Source organism: Halorubrum trueperi (assembly GCF_042662525.1).
GTDB lineage: Archaea > Halobacteriota > Halobacteria > Halobacteriales > Haloferacaceae > Halorubrum > Halorubrum trueperi.
Map to the genome: position 1 here is coordinate 335,296 of NZ_JBHSXI010000012.1, position 18,426 is coordinate 353,721.

Consider the following 18,426-nt stretch of genomic DNA (forward strand, 5'->3'; position numbering starts at 1 on the left):
CGGGTCCTTAATCGTCGACCAACCGAACGGGTCCTTAATCGTCGGCCCACGCGTCTCCGTGGGCGCGGTAGCCGTCGAACTCGCCACCGGTGATCTCGCGTTCTATCTCTCTGCGCGTCTCCTCGTCCAACTGAACGATGTGACAGAGCGGGTGACCGGGCGCGGCGACCGGATTCTCGAGCGAGCCGAGGATCAGCCCGTCGAAGGGCGCTTCGACCGCGTGCTCCTCGGTCTTGAAGTGGTTGGTGATCGTGCAGATGGTCTCGCCCTCGTAGACGAGCGGGTACGGACCCCACTCCATCTCCACGAGGCCGCCGGTGTCGGCGCGGAGCCAGCGCTTCGTGCTGTCCGCGGCGGTCGACTGGAACCATCCCGGCCAGTGGACCGGATCCCCGGGTGTGAGCTCGTACTCGGCGAGGACGCTCTCGACGCCCTCTAACGCCTTTTCGACGAGCACCGGCTGGAACCGATGGGCTCGACCCATCTCGACGGTGACGGTCGGGATCCCGTCCGCCGTTGCGGTCGATCGCAGCGATCCCTCGTCGCCGGCACCGTACAACACGACGTTCGTCGCGAATGCCCTTGCGAGCCGCCGAACCCCCGGGTTCTCGAGATCTGCCCGAGCGTGGTAGATAGTCGTCCGGTTCCGCGTCGACGTGTGGAAATCGAGCCCGAGATCGCACTGCGAGACGAACCGTCGGTAGATCCGGTTCGCCATCCGTTCGGTGGTGTTCGCGCGCTCCTTCCCCGGGAACGACCGGTTCATGTCCTGGTCGTAGATCGGCGTGTCGCGCCGCTGCGCCTCGTACGCGGGGACGTTACAGACGTGGAGACAGACGAGCGTCCCGTGGATCTCGGCGGGCGAGTAGCGGTCGGCGACCTCTTGGACCACCTTGACCCCGTTGAGCTCGTCCCCGTGGATGCCGGCACTTAAAAACAGATTCGGGCCGCCTCCCTCGCCGTTGACGATCGTCACCGGGATCTCGATAGGGTCGCCGAGGTACGTCTCGCCGATCTCGTACCTGACGTGGCGTTTCTCTCCCGGGTCGACCACGGCGTCGTATCGGAACGGTTCCGGGTCGGGGGCTGCGTCGCTCATGTCCGGGTGTCGCGGGACGGGGACAAAATCCCTCGGGCCGCCGGTAGCCTTACGACGCCCCTTCGAGAACGGGTGCCGTATGAGCGACCGAGGAGACGCGATCGATCGACGCGTCGACGCCGCCGATCGGCGTGCCGACGACGATCCGTCCGACGCGGTGGGGGACCCCGCCATCGATCCGGTCGTCGCCTCGACGACCCGCGAGGAGTTGCGGGCGACGTTCGACTACCAGGTCGAACGGCTCCGCGAGATCGACAACAAGGCCATCGAGATCCTCAAAGCGAACCTGCTTCTCATCGGAATCGTCGTCACCGGCGGCTCCATCGTCGTCCAGACGGAACTCGACCTCGCCGTCTTCCTCAACCCGTTCACCGTCGTCGGAGGGCTTCTCCTGCTCGCATCGACCGGCTTGGCCGCCGTCACGTACACTGCTTCGGACCTCCGCGGCGGACTGGACATCAAAGCGATCGACGCCGTAGTTGCGAGCGAGCGGAACGGGTCGGCAGCCGGCGACGCCGAGTTCGACGAGCGGCTCCTCCGGAGCTACGCCGAGTGGATCGACTACAACGCTCGCGTCACCGCCGTCAACGACTTGCTCGCGACGGCGACCGTGCTTCTCATCTTCGTCGCCTTCGTCTACGTGATCGCGGGCGTGGTGGTGGGAGCCGCCGCCCTCACGACCGTCGAGTCGGTGACCGCCTTCGCCATTCTCACCGCGTTCGTCGCCGCGTTCACGTGGATCGCCGCCCACATGGATCACCTCGGTCCCGAGACCACCCACCCGAACGCATCGTTCGCCGGAATTCCGCTTTCGAAGGGAGCCGATCGGCAGCAGGCGTGGTCGTCGCTCCGCGCCATGCTCGGGCGGGCACCCCCAGACGCCGCCGGTGGGCCGGAAGGAGTGACCGACGACGAGACGGCTCGGGACGATCCAGCGGCCGACGGGAAATCCGAGCGATAGTCGGACTGAACGAACGGAGAAAACGGTTCGTCGCGGGCGTTACTCCTCTTCTTCTTCTTCCTCGACTGGGACGCGTCCTCGCTCCCAGACTCCTTCCGCGGATGTTCCGTTCGGTGCCGTGTGCGAGACGTCTTTCATCTTGTCGCGATCGGTAGGCATGTTGAAACCGACTTGCGAGGATCCGCGTATTAACCCTTCGTGAAAAGAGATAATGAGTCCTGATATCATTTAAGGTATTAATATATTGTACTGCGTGCGATGCGCGAGTTTCGATCGAATCGGTCGTTATCGACCAATATTTGGGCGGAAAACGGACGAACGTTGCGTCGACTTCGCGCATGTCGTATCGACCGATGACGTGATCAGGATGGCAACGATGACCCCGCTGGCAACGATGACCCCGCTGGCAACGATGGCAGCGCCGTCAGCCGCTACGGCGGTCGCTCGATCTCGAATCGGTCGTCGGTGCTCGCGTACCACCCGCCGGCGAGCCGCCCCACGGTGTCGAGTCGGTCGACGTCGATCTGGCCGTCGGTCAGGACGCTCTCGTCGACGTGGGCGTAGACGACCTCGCCCAGCACGAGCGTCGAGGTTCCGATCTCGACGGCGTCGTACAGCTCGCACTCGAAGCTGACGGCCGCGGCCGCGACCCTCGGCGCGTCCACCCTCGTCGACGGCGCGCGCTCGATCCCGACGTGATCGAACTCGCTCTCCCCGGCGTCGAGGGTCGCGCTCGACGCGTTCATCGCCTCGACGACGTCCGCGGTGACGACGTTGACGACGAACGCCTCCGTCTCCAACGCGTTCGCGAGCGTGTCCTTCGGATCGGCAGCGGTCGCCACCGGTGAGAACCCCACGATCGGCGGGTCGATCGCGACGACGTTGAAGAAGCTGTACGGCGCGAGATTCTCGCCCGCCGAACCCCGCGAAGAGACCCACGCGATCGGTCGCGGGGTCACCGCCGTCGAGAGCAGCCGATACGGCGAGCCGAAGGCGTCGGGCTCGCCGCTCCGGTGCGTCTTCGAGGGCGGCTCGGATGGGAGGTCCGGATCTCCGTCGTTCATCTCCTCTCCGTCGCTCATCTCAGTTCCCGTAGCCGCGCTCGAACGGGTCGATTTCCTCGCTGCCGGGCTCCTCCTCGTCGCGACCGAATCCGGGACCGCCGGTCGCCAGTTCGAAGACCAGTCCGTCGGGATCGCTGAAGTAGATGCTCTTGAAGTACGTCCTGTCCTTCACCTCGGAGACGCGGATGTCCCGCTCGCGGAGATGCTCCTGCCACTCGCGGAGGGTCTCCTCGTCTTCGACGCCAAACGCGAAGTGATGGCTCGCGCCGGGTCCCGGCGCGCCCTGCGAATTCGGGTACTCGAAGTAGGTGACGTTGGTCCCCGGCTCGCCCGTCGGCGTGGGCGAGAAGTAGTAGTGGGGCGTCCCCGGATCGTCGTAGTTCTGGGTCCGCTTGACGGTGTGCCAGCCGAGCACGTCTTCGTAGAACGCGACGGTCTCGTCCATGTCGGTACAGATGTTCGTCACGTGGTGCAGTCCGGTGGTGGGTGGGGCGTCGGTCATGGATTCGAGTGTCCGGTGATCGCGGAGTCAGTTAGTGGTACTGGCGGCCCGAAAACGCGGTCGGAACGGCGGAGTGGTCCCTCGGAAGGGTCGCGGCCGACTCAGAACAGTCCGAGTCCCAGCGCGTATGGCCACGCGGTGCCGCCGACGGCGAGGAGCGCGAGCGCGGCACCGGCCCCGTACACGTTCTTGAGGAAGCTCGTCATCTCGTTCTGCCGGTCTTCCGGGTCGTCGATCGACCAGAAGTCGTGCATCGCCACGGCGGAACCGAGCAGGAACACCGCGAGCCCGCCGGCCGCGACGACTGGAAACGCGCCGACGACGACGCCGAGCCCGCCCACCACGAGCACGAGCCCGGAGGCGATCACCGAGAAGCGCGGCGCGGGCAGCCCCTTGAACTCGGCGTATCCGGCCATACCGTCGACGTCCAGGAAGTGGTTCAGTCCCATGAACGCGAGCGTGACGCCGAACAGCAACCGACCGACCAGGAACAGTTCGCCCGCGAATGGGGTGTCGAATTGAAGCGGTGTCGTCGCGAGTTCAGCTAACATTGTGTAACCACATATACGTACGTAACCTATTTATCGCTTCCCGGACAAGCGGGTAAGCAGGTAACATCGATGTCATCGCAGGAACTCGCCGGTTCGGAGCCGGCAGAGACGACCGACGTAGAGGCTGAAACTGACACGTCTTCTGCCCCGGAGACGCCGTGCCCGGTCGTCGACTCGCTCGAACAGATCGGCTCGCGCTGGCGGCTCGTCGTCCTTCACGAGCTGTTGAACGGCGAGTCGCGATTCAACGAGCTGAAACGCGAGACCGACGCGAACGCCCGCACCCTCTCGCGCGTCCTCGACGACCTCCAAGAGACCGGATTCGTCGACCGGCGGCTGGAGGAAGACTCGCCCGTCGCGACCTACTACAGCCTCACCGACAAGGGCGAGTCGCTCGCGCCCGTCTTCGAGGAGATCGACGAGTGGGCACACGAGTGGCTCGCCGAGTGCAGCGGGTAGGACTCCCACCGAGTGCAACGGGGAAAGCCCCAGCCGGAGGGGGTGTGCGCTGTGCGCCGATCGCTTACCACCGGACTTCGAACCCGTCGAGTCCCTCCGGCTCCTCGTACTCGGCGGAGACGTCCTCGACCTCGGCCGCCCGGCTCCCAGTCTCACACCACGCGACCAGCTCGCGGACCGCGTCCTCCGGCCCTTCGAAGACGGCCTCGACGCGCCCGTCGTCGAGGTTTCGAACCCACCCGTCGACGTCCTTCTCCTGTGCCGCATCGCGGGTCGTCGCGCGGTAGTAGACGCCCTGCACGCGCCCCGTGACGTACACGTGCGCTCTCGTTCGGTCGGTCATCGACGAACGGTGCGTCCGCCGCCGGCTTAAGATCCGCGGGGGTCGGTGGGGCCGCGGTCCGATCCTGACGGCGACCGCGACCCGCAACCGACGGCTTCTAACTCCCGCCCGCCGACATCGGAGGTATGGACCTGTTCGGAACCGCGGGGATCCGCGGCAGCGCCGAAGCGCGAGTGACGCCCGAGCTCGCGCTCGCCGTCGGCCGCGCCGTCGCCACGGAGGTACGAGCGGCTGGGGAGGAGGGGAAATCCGCGGAGGTCGTGGTCGCCCGCGACGGACGGGTGACCGGACCGGCGATCGCGGCCGCGATGGAGTCGGGGCTCGCGTCGGGCGGGGTTCAGGTGCTCCGCGCGGGACAGTTACCGACGCCGGCGCTCGCACACGCCTCACAGGGGCGGTACGGCGTGATGCTCACGGCCTCACACAACCCGCCGACCGACAACGGGATCAAGCTGTTCCGGGACGGGAGCGAGTTCGACCGCGAGGCCGAACTCGGCGTCGAGGAGCGTGTCGCGGGCGAGGAGCCGCCCGCGACGTGGGACGAGTGGACGACGGCGGAACGCGTCGACACCCTCGGCGGCTACCTCGACGCGGTCCGCGCGTACGCTGAGGGGTTCGGAAGCGACCTCGACGGCCTCCGGATCGCCGTGGACTGCGGGAACGGAATGTCCGCGCCCGCGACGCCGACCGTCCTGCGAGAGTTGGGCGCACGGGTCGTCACGCTCAACGGGAACGTCGACGGACACTTCCCCGGTCGCGGGAGCAAACCCACGCCCGAGACCCTGCGGGACCTTCGCGCGTTCATCGCCGACGCCAACGAGGGCGTTGAACACCCGGGTCGCGCGAGCGCGACCGGCGCAGAGAACGCCGACGCCAACGGGTTCGCCTTCGGGATCGGCCACGACGGCGACTCGGATCGGATCGTGATCGTCGACGCCGACGGCGAGGTCGTCCACGAGGACACCGTTCTGGCGCTGCTGGCCGAGCGCTACACCCGCGAAAGCGATGCCGGAGATCCGGTTGTCGTGACGACGCCGAACGCCTCCGGCCGGATCGACGAGCGCGTCCGCGAGGCCGGCGGACGCGTCGAGCGCGTGCGCCTCGGGGCGCTTCACGAGGGGATCGCCGCGGTGCGAGCCGACGCCGAAGCGGCGGCGAGTGGGAACGCGGACGCCCCCGGCACCCGTGTCGTCTTCGCCGCGGAGCCGTGGAAGCACATCCACGTCGCGTTCGGCGAGTGGATAGACGGGGTCGCCTCGGCTGCCGTCATCTCCAGGCTCGTCGCGGAAACGGGGCTCGACGCGCTGCGGGAGCCGATCGCGGAGCGTCCGTACCGAAAGGTCAGCGTCGACTGCCCGGACGACGCCAAGTCCGGTGCGATGGACCGACTGGCGACCGCGCTCCCGGACGCGTTCCCCGACGCGACGATCGACACCGACCACGGGGTCAGACTGGAGTTTCCGGACGCCTCGTGGACCCTCGTCCGCCCCTCAGGCACCGAGCCGTACGTCCGCGTGTACGCCGAGAGCGACGATGTCGACGACCTCGTCGCGGACGTCGAGGCGGTCGTCGCCGACGCGGTGCGCGCGGCTATCGCCGACGGCGGCGCGTGACGCGGTCGGCCTCGTCTTCCCATCGCTGAATCACCCTCGGTATCAGATACCGCGAGCGTGCGCCACGCGAGAGGGCGAGAGCGACGAACTTATGCCGCGTTCCCCCACTGTTGTAGGTGATATGGTATCCGACCTCGATCGGCGGCGGCTCCTCAAGGCGGCAAGCGCAGCTGGCCTCATCGGCCTCGCCGGCTGTAGCGGCGGTCCGGACGACGGTTCGGACGGTTCGGATGGCTCGGACGGTTCGGAAAACGGCTCCGACGGCTCGGACGGCTCCGACGACGGTTCGGACGGTTCGGACGGTTCGGACGACGGCTCGGACGGGTCCGACGACGTTCCCGCGACGGTGGGCATCGTCTACTCCGACGGCGGTCTCGGCGACAACTCGTTCAACGACGCCGCACAGGCCGGGCTCTTGCAGGCCGAAGAGGAGTTCGGCATCGCCTACGACGAGTCGCAGCCGTCTGACACCGGTGAGTTCGGTCAGTATCAGCAGCGCTACGCGAGTTCAACGGACCCGAACTACGACCTCGTCTCGTGTATCGGGTTCAACCAGACTGACGCGCTCGCCGAGAACGCGCCGCAGTTCCCCGACCAGAACTTCATGCTCGTCGACGCCGTGGTCGAGGAGTCCAACGTCGCGAACTACCTATTCCGCGAGCACGAGGGCTCCTTCCTGATGGGCGTGCTCGCCGCGCGGCTGACCGAGACTGAACTCTCCGCCGGTGCCGGCGCGACCGCGCCGGACTCGACGAGCGTCGGGTTCGTCGGCGGCGTCGACAGTCCGGTGATTCGCCGGTTCCAGGCCGGATTCGAGGCCGGCGTCGACTACGCGGCCGACGACGTCGACGTCATCACGAGCTACGTCGGCAGCTACGCCGACCCCTCGGGCGGCCAGGAGCAGGCGCTGTCGATGTACCAGAGCGGTGCTGATATCGTTTACCACGCCGCGGGTGCGACCGGTGTCGGCGTTTTCCAGGCCGCACAGGAGGAGGGCCGATTCGCCTTCGGCGTCGACCAGGACCAGTCGATATCCGAGGAGGAGTTCTCGGACGTGATCCTGGCGTCGATGGTGAAGCGCGTCGACACCGCCGTTTACCAGTCCGTCTCGAACGTCATCGACGGCGAACACCAAGGCGGCGAGACGATCGCGCTGGGGCTGGAGTCGAACGGCGTCGAGTGCGTGTACGGCGACGAGATCGGCGACGAGGTGCCGGACGACATCGTGAGCGAAGTCTCCGACGCCCGCGACGCCATCATCGCCGGCGACATTGACGTGCCTGAGACGACCGACGACGACGACAACTGAACCCGCCGACCGATCGCAGCCGCCGATCGTAGCCACCGATCGCAGCCGCCGATCGGCTGCGATCCCACCGCTCTCCGGTAGCGTGTTCGCCGCGCCCGGTTGTGGTGCGGCCGGGAATCCGCGCTCTTTTAGGGTCTGCCATGGAGTTACGGGTGAATGAACCCGGCGGTCCATATGGACGGTATCACGAAGCGATTCCCCGGGGTCGTCGCGAACGACGACGTTGATCTCGCGGTCGAGCGCGGGAGCGTCCACGCATTGCTCGGCGAGAACGGGGCCGGAAAGACCACCCTGATGAACGTGTTATATGGTCTCTACGAGCCGACCGAAGGGACCGTCGTCCTCGACGGCGAACCGCAGTCGTTCGACTCGCCGCGCGACGCGATCGACGCCGGCATCGGGATGATCCACCAGCATTTCATGCTCGTCGATCCGATGACGGTCTGGGAGAACGTCGTGTTGGGCAACGAGCCGACGACGTGGGGGGGACTCCGTGTCGACGAGACCGCCGCTCGTGAGGCGGTCGTCGAGCTGAGCGAGCGCTACGGGTTCGACGTGGACCCGGACGATCGGATCGAGGACGTCTCGGTCGGCGTCCAACAGCGCGTCGAGATCCTCAAGGCGCTGTACCGGGGGGCCGACGTGCTCATCCTCGACGAGCCGACCGCGGTGCTCACCCCTCAGGAGGTCGAGGACCTGTACGGCGTCTTCGAGGAACTCACCGATCAGGGGAAGACGATCATCTTCATCTCGCACAAGCTCGGCGAGGCGCTGTCTGCGGCTGACGAGATCACGGTCCTCCGCGACGGCGTCAACGTGGGGACCGTCCCCGCCGCCGACGTGACTCGCGAGGATCTCGCGGAGATGATGGTCGGCCGCGAGGTGCTGATGGAGCCGGCGACGACACCTCAGGACCCGGGAGAACGGGTGCTCGAAGTGACGGGACTCTGCGTCGACGACGACCGCGGCGTCGAGGCGGTATCCGACCTCTCGTTCGAACTCCGCGCCGGCGAGGTGCTCGGAATTGCGGGCGTCGACGGCAACGGCCAGTTGCAGCTCGTCGAGGCGATAACGGGACTGCGGGATCCGACCGATGGATCGGTCCGATACCTCGGCGAGTCGATGGTCGGCGAGAGCCGCCGGGAGCACATCGACCGCGGAATGGCGTTTATTCCGGAGGATCGACAGGAGCGAGGACTGGTGATGTCGTACGACCTTACCGAGAACGGAATCCTCGGGAGCCAGCACGATCCGCCGTTCGCGCAGGACGGACGGCTCGACTGGCGGGCGTCCCGCGACCACGCCGAGTCAGTGATAGCGCAGTACGACGTTCGCCCGCCTGACGCCGACGCGGAGGCCGAGTCGCTGTCGGGCGGCAATCAACAGAAGTTCATCGTCGGTCGCGAGTTCGAGCGCGACCCGGATCTCGTCGTCGCGACGCATCCAACCCGGGGCGTCGACATCGGCTCCACGGAGTTCCTCCACGACCGGCTGCTCGAACTGCGATCCGAAGGAAAGGCCGTGCTGTTGGTCTCCTCGAAACTCGACGAGGTGCAGGGGCTTTCCGACAGGCTTGCCGTGATCCACGAGGGGCGGTTCAGCGGAGTCGTCGACCCCGGGACGGTGACCGAAGAGGAGATCGGACTGTTGATGGCCGGCGAGTCGCTCGACGACGACGCCGTCGAGGGGGCTGCAGTCCACGAGGACGCGACGGAACCCGCCGCCGGCGACGGGGAGGTGGACGCGTGAGCCGACCCGACGCGGATCGTCTCCCCTCGATCGTGCGAGGGGTCCTCGCACCGTTCGTCGACCGATCGGTCGCGGAGCGGCTCGTGATAAGCCTCGCCGCGATCCTGCTGTCCATCGTCGTCGGATTCGGCATCGTGCTCGCCTCCGGACGCGTCGCCGAGTGCGGCACCGCGGCCTGGACGATGCCGATCACCGGACTCGGTTTCTGTTACGATCCGGTCGAGGTGTACCTCGTGCTGTTCAACGGCGCGCTCGGATACCCCTTTGCGGTCGGCGAACCGGGGCTGTTGAACCCGAACTGGTCGCCGTTCAACCTCTCGCTCGGACTGACACTCTCGGAGACGACGCTTCTCATCTTCACGGGCCTCTCCGTCGCGGTCGCGTTCCGCGCCGGGCTGTTCAACATCGGGACGCAGGGACAGCTGGTGGTCGGCGCGCTGGCGACCGCACTGACGGTGCTGGCGGCGGCTCCGCTGCTCCCGGAGGGACCGATCGCGGGGATCGTCCTGATCGTTCTCGGGACCGCGGCCGGCGCAGTCGGCGGCGGTCTCTGGGGTGCGCTTCCGGGGGCGCTCAAGGCGTACGCCGACGCCAACGAGGTGATCACGACGATCATGCTCAACTTCATCGCGGCAAACATCGCGTACGTCCTCGTATTGGAGGTGTTCCGGGCGGAGGGATCCTCCGTCGTCGCGACCGAGTACGTTCCGGACCACGCCCGGTTCGTCCCGTGGCTCTTCCCGGAATCCAGCGATTTCGCGCTTTTGGCGCTGCTGGTCGGCGTCGGCTTCATCGTCGGCCTCTACATCCTCGTCGAGCACACCCCGTTCGGCTACGACCTCCGAACCAGCGGTGTGCAACCGGCGGCAGCCGAGTACGGCGGCGTGAAAGCGAAGCTGACCACGGTTCGAGCGATGACCCTGTCCGGGGCCATCGGCGGCGTCGGCGGTGCGGTGTGGGTGCTGATGTCCGAGGGGCGATGGGTGGCGTCGATCCCGGACCTCGGATTCGACGGGATCACCGTCTCGATCCTCGCCGGAAACAACCCGCTCGGCGTGCTTCCGGCGGCGTTCCTGTTCGGACTGCTGAAGGGCGGCGCTCTGGAAATTGGCTTCCGGACGGACGTGCCGACCGAGCTGGTCGGTGTCCTGCGCGGGCTCATCATCCTGTTCGTGGCCATGCCGGAGTTCTTCCGAATAGCCGGTCGGTACGCCGGTGTGGGGTCGAGCGGTCTCGGCGGTTCCGGTGACGGGCCAGCGGGTTCCGACGACGGCGGCATCGAGGGGGGTGAGTCCGATGCGTAATCCGCTCGCTGACGCCACGATCCCGATCCTCGACGATCTGATCGAGTCGGACTACGTTCGCTCGCTCGTGGTGGGCGTCGCGGTGGTGCTCGGACTGCTCGGCGTGTTCGGGCTCGCGTTCCCAGGGTCGATAGCCGGCGACCTCGCCGGAATCGTCTTCTCGACGAGCACCGCGGCGTCGACGGCGCGGCTCGCGGCACCCATCGTGCTCGCCGGACTCGGCGGTATCTTCGCCGAGAAGTCGGGCGTCATCAACATCGGCCTGGAGGGGCTGTTGATCATCTCGGCGTTCGTCTCCGTCTACGTCGCGTCCGTCGTCGGGATCGGCAACGCGGTCCTCGGCGTGCCGGCCATCTGGGTCGGATTCCTCGGCGGCATCGCGGCGTCGACAGCGCTCTCGGCCGTCTTTGGGGTCGTCTGCATCGAGTTCAAGGCGGACCAGATCATCGCGGGACTGGCCGTGTGGCTCATCGCGCTCGGGCTCGCCCCGTTCATGTCGACGGTCTTTTTCGGCGGCGTCAACACGTCGAACCTCGGGGTTCGCGTCGGTTGGGAGTACTCCGCCGTGATGGTCGTGGTCGCGACGATCGCGTCGTGGTGGGCGTTGAACCGCACGGCGTTCGGTAAGCACCTCCGTGCGGCCGGCGAGAATCCGAAGGCCCTCGACACCGTCGGCGTCTCCGTTTCCAAGGTGCGTCACGCCGGCGTCCTGCTGTCGGGGGTCCTCTCCGGAATCGGTGGATCCGCGCTGGCGCTCTCGATTGGTCAGTTCATCGGGTCCGGCGAGACGATGGTGCAGGGGAAGGGGTTCATCGCCATCGTCGCGTACCTGTTCGGCAACTACAACCCGGTCGGGACGCTGGGGGCCGGCGTGCTGTTCGCCGGGCTCGACGCGACCCAGATCCGGCTCCAGCAGCTCGGGTACGCGGTCCCCGACACGCTGGTTCAGACGATCCCGTACGTCGTCGTGATCCTCGTGCTCGCGCTCGTCGGACGGACGCGACTCCCCGCCGCCGCGGGCGAGCACTACGAAACGGAAGACTGAGTCGAACACCACGAAACGACCGAAGACTGAGGCGGACACGCGCGCGAGCGCCCACCGTCACACAGTCACGGTGGGTCGATACCTCCCGCTCCTGTCGGTTCCAATGGGACCGAATCGGGAACAAAGAGTTTTGCCACCGGGGCAACGACCCACGTGGCATGAGCATCGACGAGTACGACGTCGTCGTGGCCGGTGCCGGAACCGCCGGCTGTTACGCGGCCGCGACGATCGCGAACGAGGGGCTCGACGTCGTGATCGTCGAGCGAAAGGACGCCGAAGAGGCCGGTCACATCGCCTGTGGCGACGCGCTGAAGGGCGCGGACGCCTTCCCGGAGGCCATTCCGAAGGAACGGCTGGAGCCGGCGTTCACCAACACCGGCGTCGACCACGGTCGCTTCGAGATCCCACAGGAGGACACGATTCTCGAGATACCCGTTCCCGGTGAACTCGCCGTCATCGACCGCTGGGAGTACGGGCGTCGGATCATCGCGGGCGCTGAAGACGCCGGCGTCGACTTTCACTACGACACCGTGGTCAACGACGTGACCCAGACCGACGCGGGCCGGGTCACCGGACTGCGCGCGGCGCGGAACGGAGAGCCGGTCGACTACGAGGCCGACGTCGTCATCGACGGGGCCGGGTCGCTGTCGCTACTCCAGGACAAGGCCGACTTCGAGGGGACGACGTTCGACACGAACGTCAGGTACTCGCAGTTCTGCTCGGCGTACCGGGAGATCGTGGAGGTTCCGGAGCCGGTCGAGTGGGACGACGCGCTCGTGTTCAAGGCGACGGACCGCGCCGCGGGGTACCTCTGGTACTTCCCGCGGACGAGCACGGAGATCAACGCCGGCCTCGGCTTCCAGATGAACGAGGAGCCGATGCAGCTCATTGAGGCGCTGAAACGCGACCTCCGGAACCGCCCCGAGTTCGAGGGCGCGGAGGTTCGGGACAAGCTCGGCGCTGCGCTCCCCACGCGTCGCCCCTACGACTCCGCGGTCGCGCCGGGGTACATGGCGGTGGGCGACGCCGCGGGCCACGTCAATCCGACCACTGGCGGCGGGATCGCCGGCGCGGCGTACGCGGGGAAGTACGCCGGCGAACAGGCGGTGAAGGCGATTTCAGACGGCGACGTGAGCGAGGAGAACCTGTGGCGATACAACACCCGGGTCATGGACCACTTCGGGGGACGGTACGCCGGGCTCGACGTGTACAACGTCCTCTCGACCGCGGTCGACGTCGACGACCTGATGGGACTGCTCGCCGCGCTCCCGGGCGAGAAGCTCGCGGAGGCGCTGTACGAGGGATCGACGTCGATGTCCTTCGGCCTGAAGCTGAAGGCGGCCGTCAAGAGCTTCGGGTACTGGGGGACGATCCGGAACTTCTACCAGACGAAGTCGCTCGCGGACGAACTGCTCGTACACTACGAGTCGTACCCGACCAGCCCGGCCGCGATGGCGAACTGGACGGGCGAGCGCGACGCGATCATGGACCGGATCTACGAGACGACCGGCGCGGACGCGAAGTACTGAGTCGAGCGCTCCTCGCCGCTCCGAGTGATCGGCCGGATCTTCGATCCCCTCGCGTTCTGTTTTCGGATCTGTTGAACTCCGCAAACGTTGGTGAAGCTTGACTTTGGTCCGATCGGTAGCAAAAGAGTGGTGGGCGGTTCCGGGAGTAGGGATCGCAGACTGCCGCCGGCAACGTGGTATTTAAACGGATGAAAGCGGCAACGACGATCACCTATAAATAGAGAGTCGGTGGCGCGCCTCTGAGTGGCCGGTAGGCTGCGAGGAGCCCGCGAGGTCGCCGGACTACGTCCGGCTGCCAGAGAATCTCCGATTCTCGCTGGACGCCGCGAGCGCCTTATAAAGGTGCGAAGCGGCGAGGCTGGGGAGGCGTGAGGTGCGGGGCGGGACTCAAAGGGGCAGCCGTGAGGCGGGCGCAGGCGACGTAAGCACCGCAAAGAGCGAGTGAAACGAGCGATTGAGGAGCACAGCGAGCGTGCGTCCGCCTCGCGGCTGGGGCTTTGGAGGTGTTTACCGCGCCAGCAACGATATATAAATACTCAACGCCAGAAACACAACGATTCACCGCGCCAGCAACGATTTATAAATAGCCGCCAGCAACACCTCTTTCTCACTTATAAATGATCACACCTCAGAATTGACATACTTACTCCCGTACTCTCTCAAGAAGGCGTTCAGCAACGCACCGATTTTCGGTGTTCGCCGCTGTTCCCCCGATCAGGGTCGCGTCTCGGCCACCCGGTGGATCGCGCCGGCGAGCACGTCGACGCCCACGGCGATGTCGTCTTCGACCACGTCGAATGTGTTAGTGTGGTGCCCGCCCGGATGATCGGTGCCGACGCCGACGTAACAGGCCAAGCCGCCGCCGTCTTGGACGGTTTGCATCAGGAATGTCGCGTCTTCGGAACCGCCGAGGTCCGCGCTCTCGACGACGTTCGTGACGCCGTCGGTCGAACCCGCGATTTCGCCCACAATCGCCGAGAGGGCGGCGTCGCTAGTCGCGCTCGGCGCTTCTCCCTTCGTCGCGACGTCGACCTCGCAGTCGTGCATCTCGGCGGCGGATTCGAGGATTCGATCGGCGTGCTCGGACATGTACTCGGCCAGCTCCGTCGTCGCGCCCCGGACCTCGCCTTCGATGAACGACTCCTCGGGGACGATGTTCGTCGCCGTGCCGCCCCCGACGAGCCCGGCGTTCACGCGGGTCGGTCCGTCCGCGTGTCGCGGGATCGCGTAGAGGTTCTGGATCGCCGCGGCCATCGCCTGCACGGCGTTCCGGCCCTCTTCGGGTCGCGCGCCGGCGTGTGCGGGAGCGCCTTCGAACTCCGCGAGGAAGTGCCGGACCGCGAGGAATCCGTCGATCCCGCAGACGATCTCGCCTGAAGGGTGATCGAGGCCGACGTGGACCGCGAAGAGGTAGTCGACGTCGTCGAGGTGACCGGACTCGGCCATCTGTTTTCCGCCGGCGACCTGCTCTTCGCCTGGCTGGAAGAACACCTTGAGGGTGCCCGCGAAGTCGGAGTCGAGCACCGCGTCGAGCGCGCCGAGACCCATCGTCGCGTGGGCGTCGTGGCCGCAGGCGTGCATGTACCCCTCGCGCTCCGACCGGAACCCCTCGGCGACGGGGACGTGGTCGGCGTCCTCGGACTCGCGTATCGGCAGTGCGTCGATGTCGACACGGAGCCCGATCACGGGGCCGTCGCCGCGCTCGACGACCGCGATACAGCCGGTGTAGCCCCCCGAGAGTCGGTCGACGATCCCGGGATCGGCACCCGCTTCGCGGGCCCGCTCCTCCCATGCAGCGATCTCGGCCTCGTCCGGGACGTTCATCCGGTCCTCGGTCGAGAGGGCGTCGGGGCCGACGTACAGGTCGGTAAGGTCGCGCTCGCGCAACTCCTCGACAATTCTGGCGGTCGTGTAGAACTCGCGCCACGTGGGTTCGGGGTGGCGGTGGAGGTCGCGGCGGAACTCGCGGTACGCGTCGTCGAGCGTGTGCATACGTCCGGGTGGCGGCCGCTCGACTTAAAGGATCGAGTGAGGTCCGCGACCGGTGCCACCCCTCGGCACGCTCGGCTCGTCGATGGCATCCGCTCGACACCCCTCGCCTCGGTCACTCCGGCGTCCGGACGGTTAACACGGGAACGTCGGCGGTCCGGACGACCTTCTCGGTGACGCTGCCGAGCAGATACTTTTCTATCCCGCTGCGACCGCGAGTCCCCATGACGATCATGTCGGCGACCTCGTCCGCGTACGCCGTGATCTTCGTGAACGGATCACCCTCCTCGATCTGCGAGACGACCTCGATGGCCTCGTCTCGGAGTTCGCGTTCGAACTTCGCTACGATCGCCTCACCCTCGTCTCGGAGGGTTGCGACGTTTTTGCTACCCCCGGCACCCACTCCGGCATACGTGGTATTCACGACGTAGAGCGCGTGAATTCGCGCGTCGAACGCGCGGGCCTGGCTCACCGCGTGGGGAAATGTCTGCTTCGATGCCTCGCTACCGTCGGTCGGAAACAGGATCTCGTCGTACATGTCTGACGTTCGGAATCGTCGTCTCGCGTGGCAAACCGCGTCTCTACCACCCGAACAGCTCGGGAGCGACGTCTGCAGACGCGTGTTGTTCGTGATCGATAGCCGCAGGATCCCCGCGATCGTCGGTCGCCTCCGTCGGCGAGTCGGCGGTCATCTCCTTCGTCGGATCGGCGGTCGGCGGCTCAGTCATCCGACGACGCGACCCCCGGTTCGGCCGCCGTCGTCCCCTCCTCGGCGAACGGGTACCACGACTGCTTGGCGTCGGTGAGCGAAGCGTCGACGTAGTCCGTCTCCTCGGGCTCACAGAGTTCCGCCAGCGTCTCCTCGTCCGTCGCGTTCGCCCATTCGCGGAAGGTCTGTCCTGGCTCTCGGCGCTCCGTGAACCCCTCGATCAGATTCCGGATCGCCCCGGGAGTCTCGTCCGCGGGCACCCGCTGTCGGACGTAGTCGACGAAGGTGGGCTCCTCGCCCATGCCACCGCCGACGCCGATGTCGACCGCCTCGACCATCTCGCCGTCCTTGCGCGCTCGCATTCCGAGCAGGCCGATGTCGGCGGTGTTGGCGTGGCCGCAGTCGGCCGTACAGCCGGAAAAGTGGAGCTTGATCTGCTCGACGTCGTCCGGTAGATCGACGTTGTCGCGCAGCCAGCGGAGCAGCCGCGCGGTTCGCGCCTTGGTCTCGACGAGCGCCAGTGAGCAGAACTCGGTGCCGGTACACGCCATCGCGCCGCGGACGAACGGGTTCGGCTCGGGACGGTGCTTCGCGAGCAGCGGCTCCGCGAGCAGTTCGTCCACGCGGTCCGGCTTCACGTCGACGATGATCGGGTTCTGTCGGCGCGTGAGCCGGACTTCGCCGGAGCCGTACTCGTCCGCGAGGTTCGCGAGTTCGATGGCCTCCTCGGCCGGCAACCGTCCGACGGGGACGTTGAGCCCGACGTACCGTCGCCCGTCGCCCTGTTCGTGGACGCCGGTGTAGTCCTTCTTCCCGTCTCCGGGCGTCCGTCCGGCGTTGTACGTGTATCCGTCGCGGATGTCCTCTCCGGCGGTCCGCAGGTCGACGTCGACGTACTCCTCGGCGAGCAGATTGCGGATCCAGTCGGTGCCGTGCTCGTCGACGAAGAAGCGCGATCGGTTCTTCGCGCGGACCTGGCGGCCCCCGTGGTCGTGGTACAGTTCGACGAAGCCGCGGACGACCTCGTAGGCCTCGTTCGGCGTCACGAAGACGTCGAGTGGGCGGGCGACCCGCGGCTCCCGCCCACCGAGCCCACCGCCGACCCGGACGTTGAACCCCAGCGTCTCCTCGCCGCCGTCGACCTCCTTTCGAGCGGGTTCGAGCCCGATATCGTTGATCGCGTCTTGCGCGCCGCCCTCCGGCGTTCCGGAGATGCTGATGTTGAACTTCCGGGGCATGTTACAGAGGTCGTCGTCCCCGCGGATCTCCTCTTGGAACTGTTCGAGCAGCGGAAGCGTGTCGATCACCTCGTTGGCGTCCTTGCCGGCGACCGGACTGCCGGAGATGTTCCGCATCGTGTCCCCACCGGAGGACCGGGTGGTTACTCCGACCGACTCCAGCTTCTCCCAGATATCCGGGACGTCTTCGAGTTTGATCCAGTGAAGTTGGACGGATTGGCGAGTGGTCAGGTCGATCCAGCTGTCACCGAACTCGGGGTTCGACACCGGGCCCGACGCGTACTCGCGGGCGACCTCCGCGATCGCGCGGAGCTGGCCGGGTTTCAATATCCCGTTGGCGTTGGTCAGACGCATCATGAAGTAGCTCTCCTGTCCCGAGCGCTGGTGGAAGATTCCCCAGAACTTGAACCGGGTGAACCACGCGTCTCGCTCGTCTTCCGGGATCGACTCGAATCCCGTCTCCGCGAACTCCCGCAGCTTCTGCCGCACCTCGTCGCCGTACAGCTCAGATTTCCACGTTTCCTTTTTGTTGGCCATCACCGATCACCCCCATCGCCGATACTCAACCGTTCCGCACCTATACTGTTCGAACGGTGGCTCATTTCGGTTAGAAATTCATAGGATTGCATAAAATACTTCTGTTTTTATAAAATCACAAAATAAAGCTGATATCGAGGCGATCGGAAAGACGGCCGCCAGAGGCAGGTATATTTCAATATATTTGAAAAGAAATTATATATGCAGTACCGAATTCAGTCAGAAATTCACGAACGGAAGCACATGATCGATATTCGGTGATACTGGACAGCGGGTTCCTGCCGATTTACCCTCGCCCCGCTGCGACTCGTCTCCTCCGCGGTTCCGCCGCCGCGACCAGCCACCCCTGGGGCCCGGCACCGTCCTCGCCCAGTCTCTGCCGGGGACCGTCTCTCCGGACGCGACCAACCTCCACTGCATCCCGC

18 protein-coding genes are annotated in these 18,426 nt (G+C 66.5%); 8 read left to right on the forward strand and 10 right to left on the reverse strand.

Features of this window, described 5'->3' with window-relative positions; genetic code table 11:
• Window positions 1–34: 34 nt before the first annotated feature.
• On the reverse strand, window positions 35–1,099 hold the full coding sequence (locus ACFQEY_RS12115; RefSeq protein ID WP_379768852.1) for a succinylglutamate desuccinylase/aspartoacylase family protein: 1,065 nt from the start codon (window positions 1,097–1,099) through the stop codon (window positions 35–37).
• Between the two features lie 79 nt (window positions 1,100–1,178).
• Here ACFQEY_RS12115 and ACFQEY_RS12120 point away from each other — a divergent pair, with 79 nt between their 5' ends.
• On the forward strand, window positions 1,179–2,060 hold the full coding sequence (locus tag ACFQEY_RS12120) for a hypothetical protein (RefSeq protein WP_379768854.1): 882 nt from the start codon (window positions 1,179–1,181) through the stop codon (window positions 2,058–2,060).
• 39 nt (window positions 2,061–2,099) lie between these two features.
• Here the strand turns inward: ACFQEY_RS12120 and ACFQEY_RS18795 are convergent, their stop codons facing one another.
• The 4 genes from ACFQEY_RS18795 to ACFQEY_RS12135 form a co-directional block, all read right to left on the reverse strand.
• Window positions 2,100–2,219, reverse strand: coding sequence for a DUF7989 family protein (locus ACFQEY_RS18795; protein WP_465261636.1), 120 nt, complete (start codon window positions 2,217–2,219; stop codon window positions 2,100–2,102).
• A gap of 272 nt (window positions 2,220–2,491) precedes the next feature.
• Window positions 2,492–3,124 carry a flavin reductase family protein gene (locus tag ACFQEY_RS12125; protein WP_379769265.1) on the reverse strand — a complete coding sequence of 211 codons (633 nt, stop codon included), beginning with the start codon at window positions 3,122–3,124 and terminating at the stop codon, window positions 2,492–2,494.
• Between the two features lie 19 nt (window positions 3,125–3,143).
• Window positions 3,144–3,626, reverse strand: coding sequence for a VOC family protein (locus ACFQEY_RS12130; RefSeq protein WP_379768856.1), 483 nt, complete (start codon window positions 3,624–3,626; stop codon window positions 3,144–3,146).
• 101 nt (window positions 3,627–3,727) lie between these two features.
• The gene (locus tag ACFQEY_RS12135) at window positions 3,728–4,177 is read right to left on the reverse strand and encodes a DoxX family membrane protein (RefSeq protein ID WP_379768858.1); all 450 of its coding nucleotides are present in this window, start codon (window positions 4,175–4,177) and stop codon (window positions 3,728–3,730) included.
• A gap of 69 nt (window positions 4,178–4,246) precedes the next feature.
• Here ACFQEY_RS12135 and ACFQEY_RS12140 point away from each other — a divergent pair, with 69 nt between their 5' ends.
• Window positions 4,247–4,636, forward strand: a complete 390-nt coding sequence (locus tag ACFQEY_RS12140; RefSeq protein ID WP_379768860.1) for a winged helix-turn-helix transcriptional regulator — start codon at window positions 4,247–4,249, stop codon at window positions 4,634–4,636.
• Window positions 4,637–4,700: 64 nt separating this feature from the next.
• On the opposite strand, the gene ACFQEY_RS12145 is transcribed toward ACFQEY_RS12140, so the two are convergent.
• Window positions 4,701–4,979 carry an acylphosphatase gene (locus ACFQEY_RS12145; protein ID WP_379768862.1) on the reverse strand — a complete coding sequence of 93 codons (279 nt, stop codon included), beginning with the start codon at window positions 4,977–4,979 and terminating at the stop codon, window positions 4,701–4,703.
• A gap of 125 nt (window positions 4,980–5,104) precedes the next feature.
• Here ACFQEY_RS12145 and ACFQEY_RS12150 point away from each other — a divergent pair, with 125 nt between their 5' ends.
• From ACFQEY_RS12150 to ACFQEY_RS12175, 6 genes are all read left to right on the forward strand, one after another.
• Complete coding sequence (locus ACFQEY_RS12150) at window positions 5,105–6,592, forward strand: phosphohexomutase domain-containing protein (RefSeq protein ID WP_379768864.1); 1,488 nt, start codon at window positions 5,105–5,107, stop codon at window positions 6,590–6,592.
• 121 nt (window positions 6,593–6,713) lie between these two features.
• Window positions 6,714–7,901: a BMP family lipoprotein gene (locus ACFQEY_RS12155; RefSeq protein ID WP_379768866.1), complete on the forward strand. Its 1,188-nt coding sequence runs from the start codon at window positions 6,714–6,716 to the stop codon at window positions 7,899–7,901.
• Between the two features lie 156 nt (window positions 7,902–8,057).
• A complete protein-coding gene (locus ACFQEY_RS12160) occupies window positions 8,058–9,650 on the forward strand; it encodes an ABC transporter ATP-binding protein (RefSeq protein ID WP_379768868.1) in 1,593 nt (530 codons plus the stop codon).
• Window positions 9,647–10,954 carry an ABC transporter permease gene (locus ACFQEY_RS12165; protein WP_379768870.1) on the forward strand — a complete coding sequence of 436 codons (1,308 nt, stop codon included), beginning with the start codon at window positions 9,647–9,649 and terminating at the stop codon, window positions 10,952–10,954. Before ACFQEY_RS12160 ends, ACFQEY_RS12165 begins: the two co-directional genes overlap by 4 nt.
• Window positions 10,947–11,999 carry an ABC transporter permease gene (locus tag ACFQEY_RS12170; protein ID WP_379768872.1) on the forward strand — a complete coding sequence of 351 codons (1,053 nt, stop codon included), beginning with the start codon at window positions 10,947–10,949 and terminating at the stop codon, window positions 11,997–11,999. The genes ACFQEY_RS12165 and ACFQEY_RS12170 overlap by 8 nt, the downstream gene beginning before the upstream one ends.
• 158 nt (window positions 12,000–12,157) lie before the next feature.
• Window positions 12,158–13,528, forward strand: coding sequence for a geranylgeranyl reductase family protein (locus ACFQEY_RS12175; RefSeq protein ID WP_379768874.1), 1,371 nt, complete (start codon window positions 12,158–12,160; stop codon window positions 13,526–13,528).
• 714 nt (window positions 13,529–14,242) lie between these two features.
• Here the strand turns inward: ACFQEY_RS12175 and ACFQEY_RS12180 are convergent.
• The 4 genes from ACFQEY_RS12180 to ACFQEY_RS12195 form a co-directional block, all read right to left on the reverse strand.
• On the reverse strand, window positions 14,243–15,520 hold the full coding sequence (locus ACFQEY_RS12180; RefSeq protein ID WP_379768876.1) for an amidohydrolase: 1,278 nt from the start codon (window positions 15,518–15,520) through the stop codon (window positions 14,243–14,245).
• A gap of 112 nt (window positions 15,521–15,632) precedes the next feature.
• Window positions 15,633–16,055 carry a universal stress protein gene (locus tag ACFQEY_RS12185; RefSeq protein WP_379768878.1) on the reverse strand — a complete coding sequence of 141 codons (423 nt, stop codon included), beginning with the start codon at window positions 16,053–16,055 and terminating at the stop codon, window positions 15,633–15,635.
• 43 nt (window positions 16,056–16,098) lie between these two features.
• Window positions 16,099–16,245 (reverse strand): hypothetical protein, encoded by a 147-nt coding sequence (locus ACFQEY_RS12190; RefSeq protein ID WP_379768880.1) that lies wholly within the window; start codon window positions 16,243–16,245, stop codon window positions 16,099–16,101.
• Window positions 16,238–18,001 carry a nitrite/sulfite reductase gene (locus tag ACFQEY_RS12195; protein WP_379768882.1) on the reverse strand — a complete coding sequence of 588 codons (1,764 nt, stop codon included), beginning with the start codon at window positions 17,999–18,001 and terminating at the stop codon, window positions 16,238–16,240. The genes ACFQEY_RS12190 and ACFQEY_RS12195 overlap by 8 nt, the downstream gene beginning before the upstream one ends.
• Window positions 18,002–18,426 lie beyond the last annotated feature (425 nt).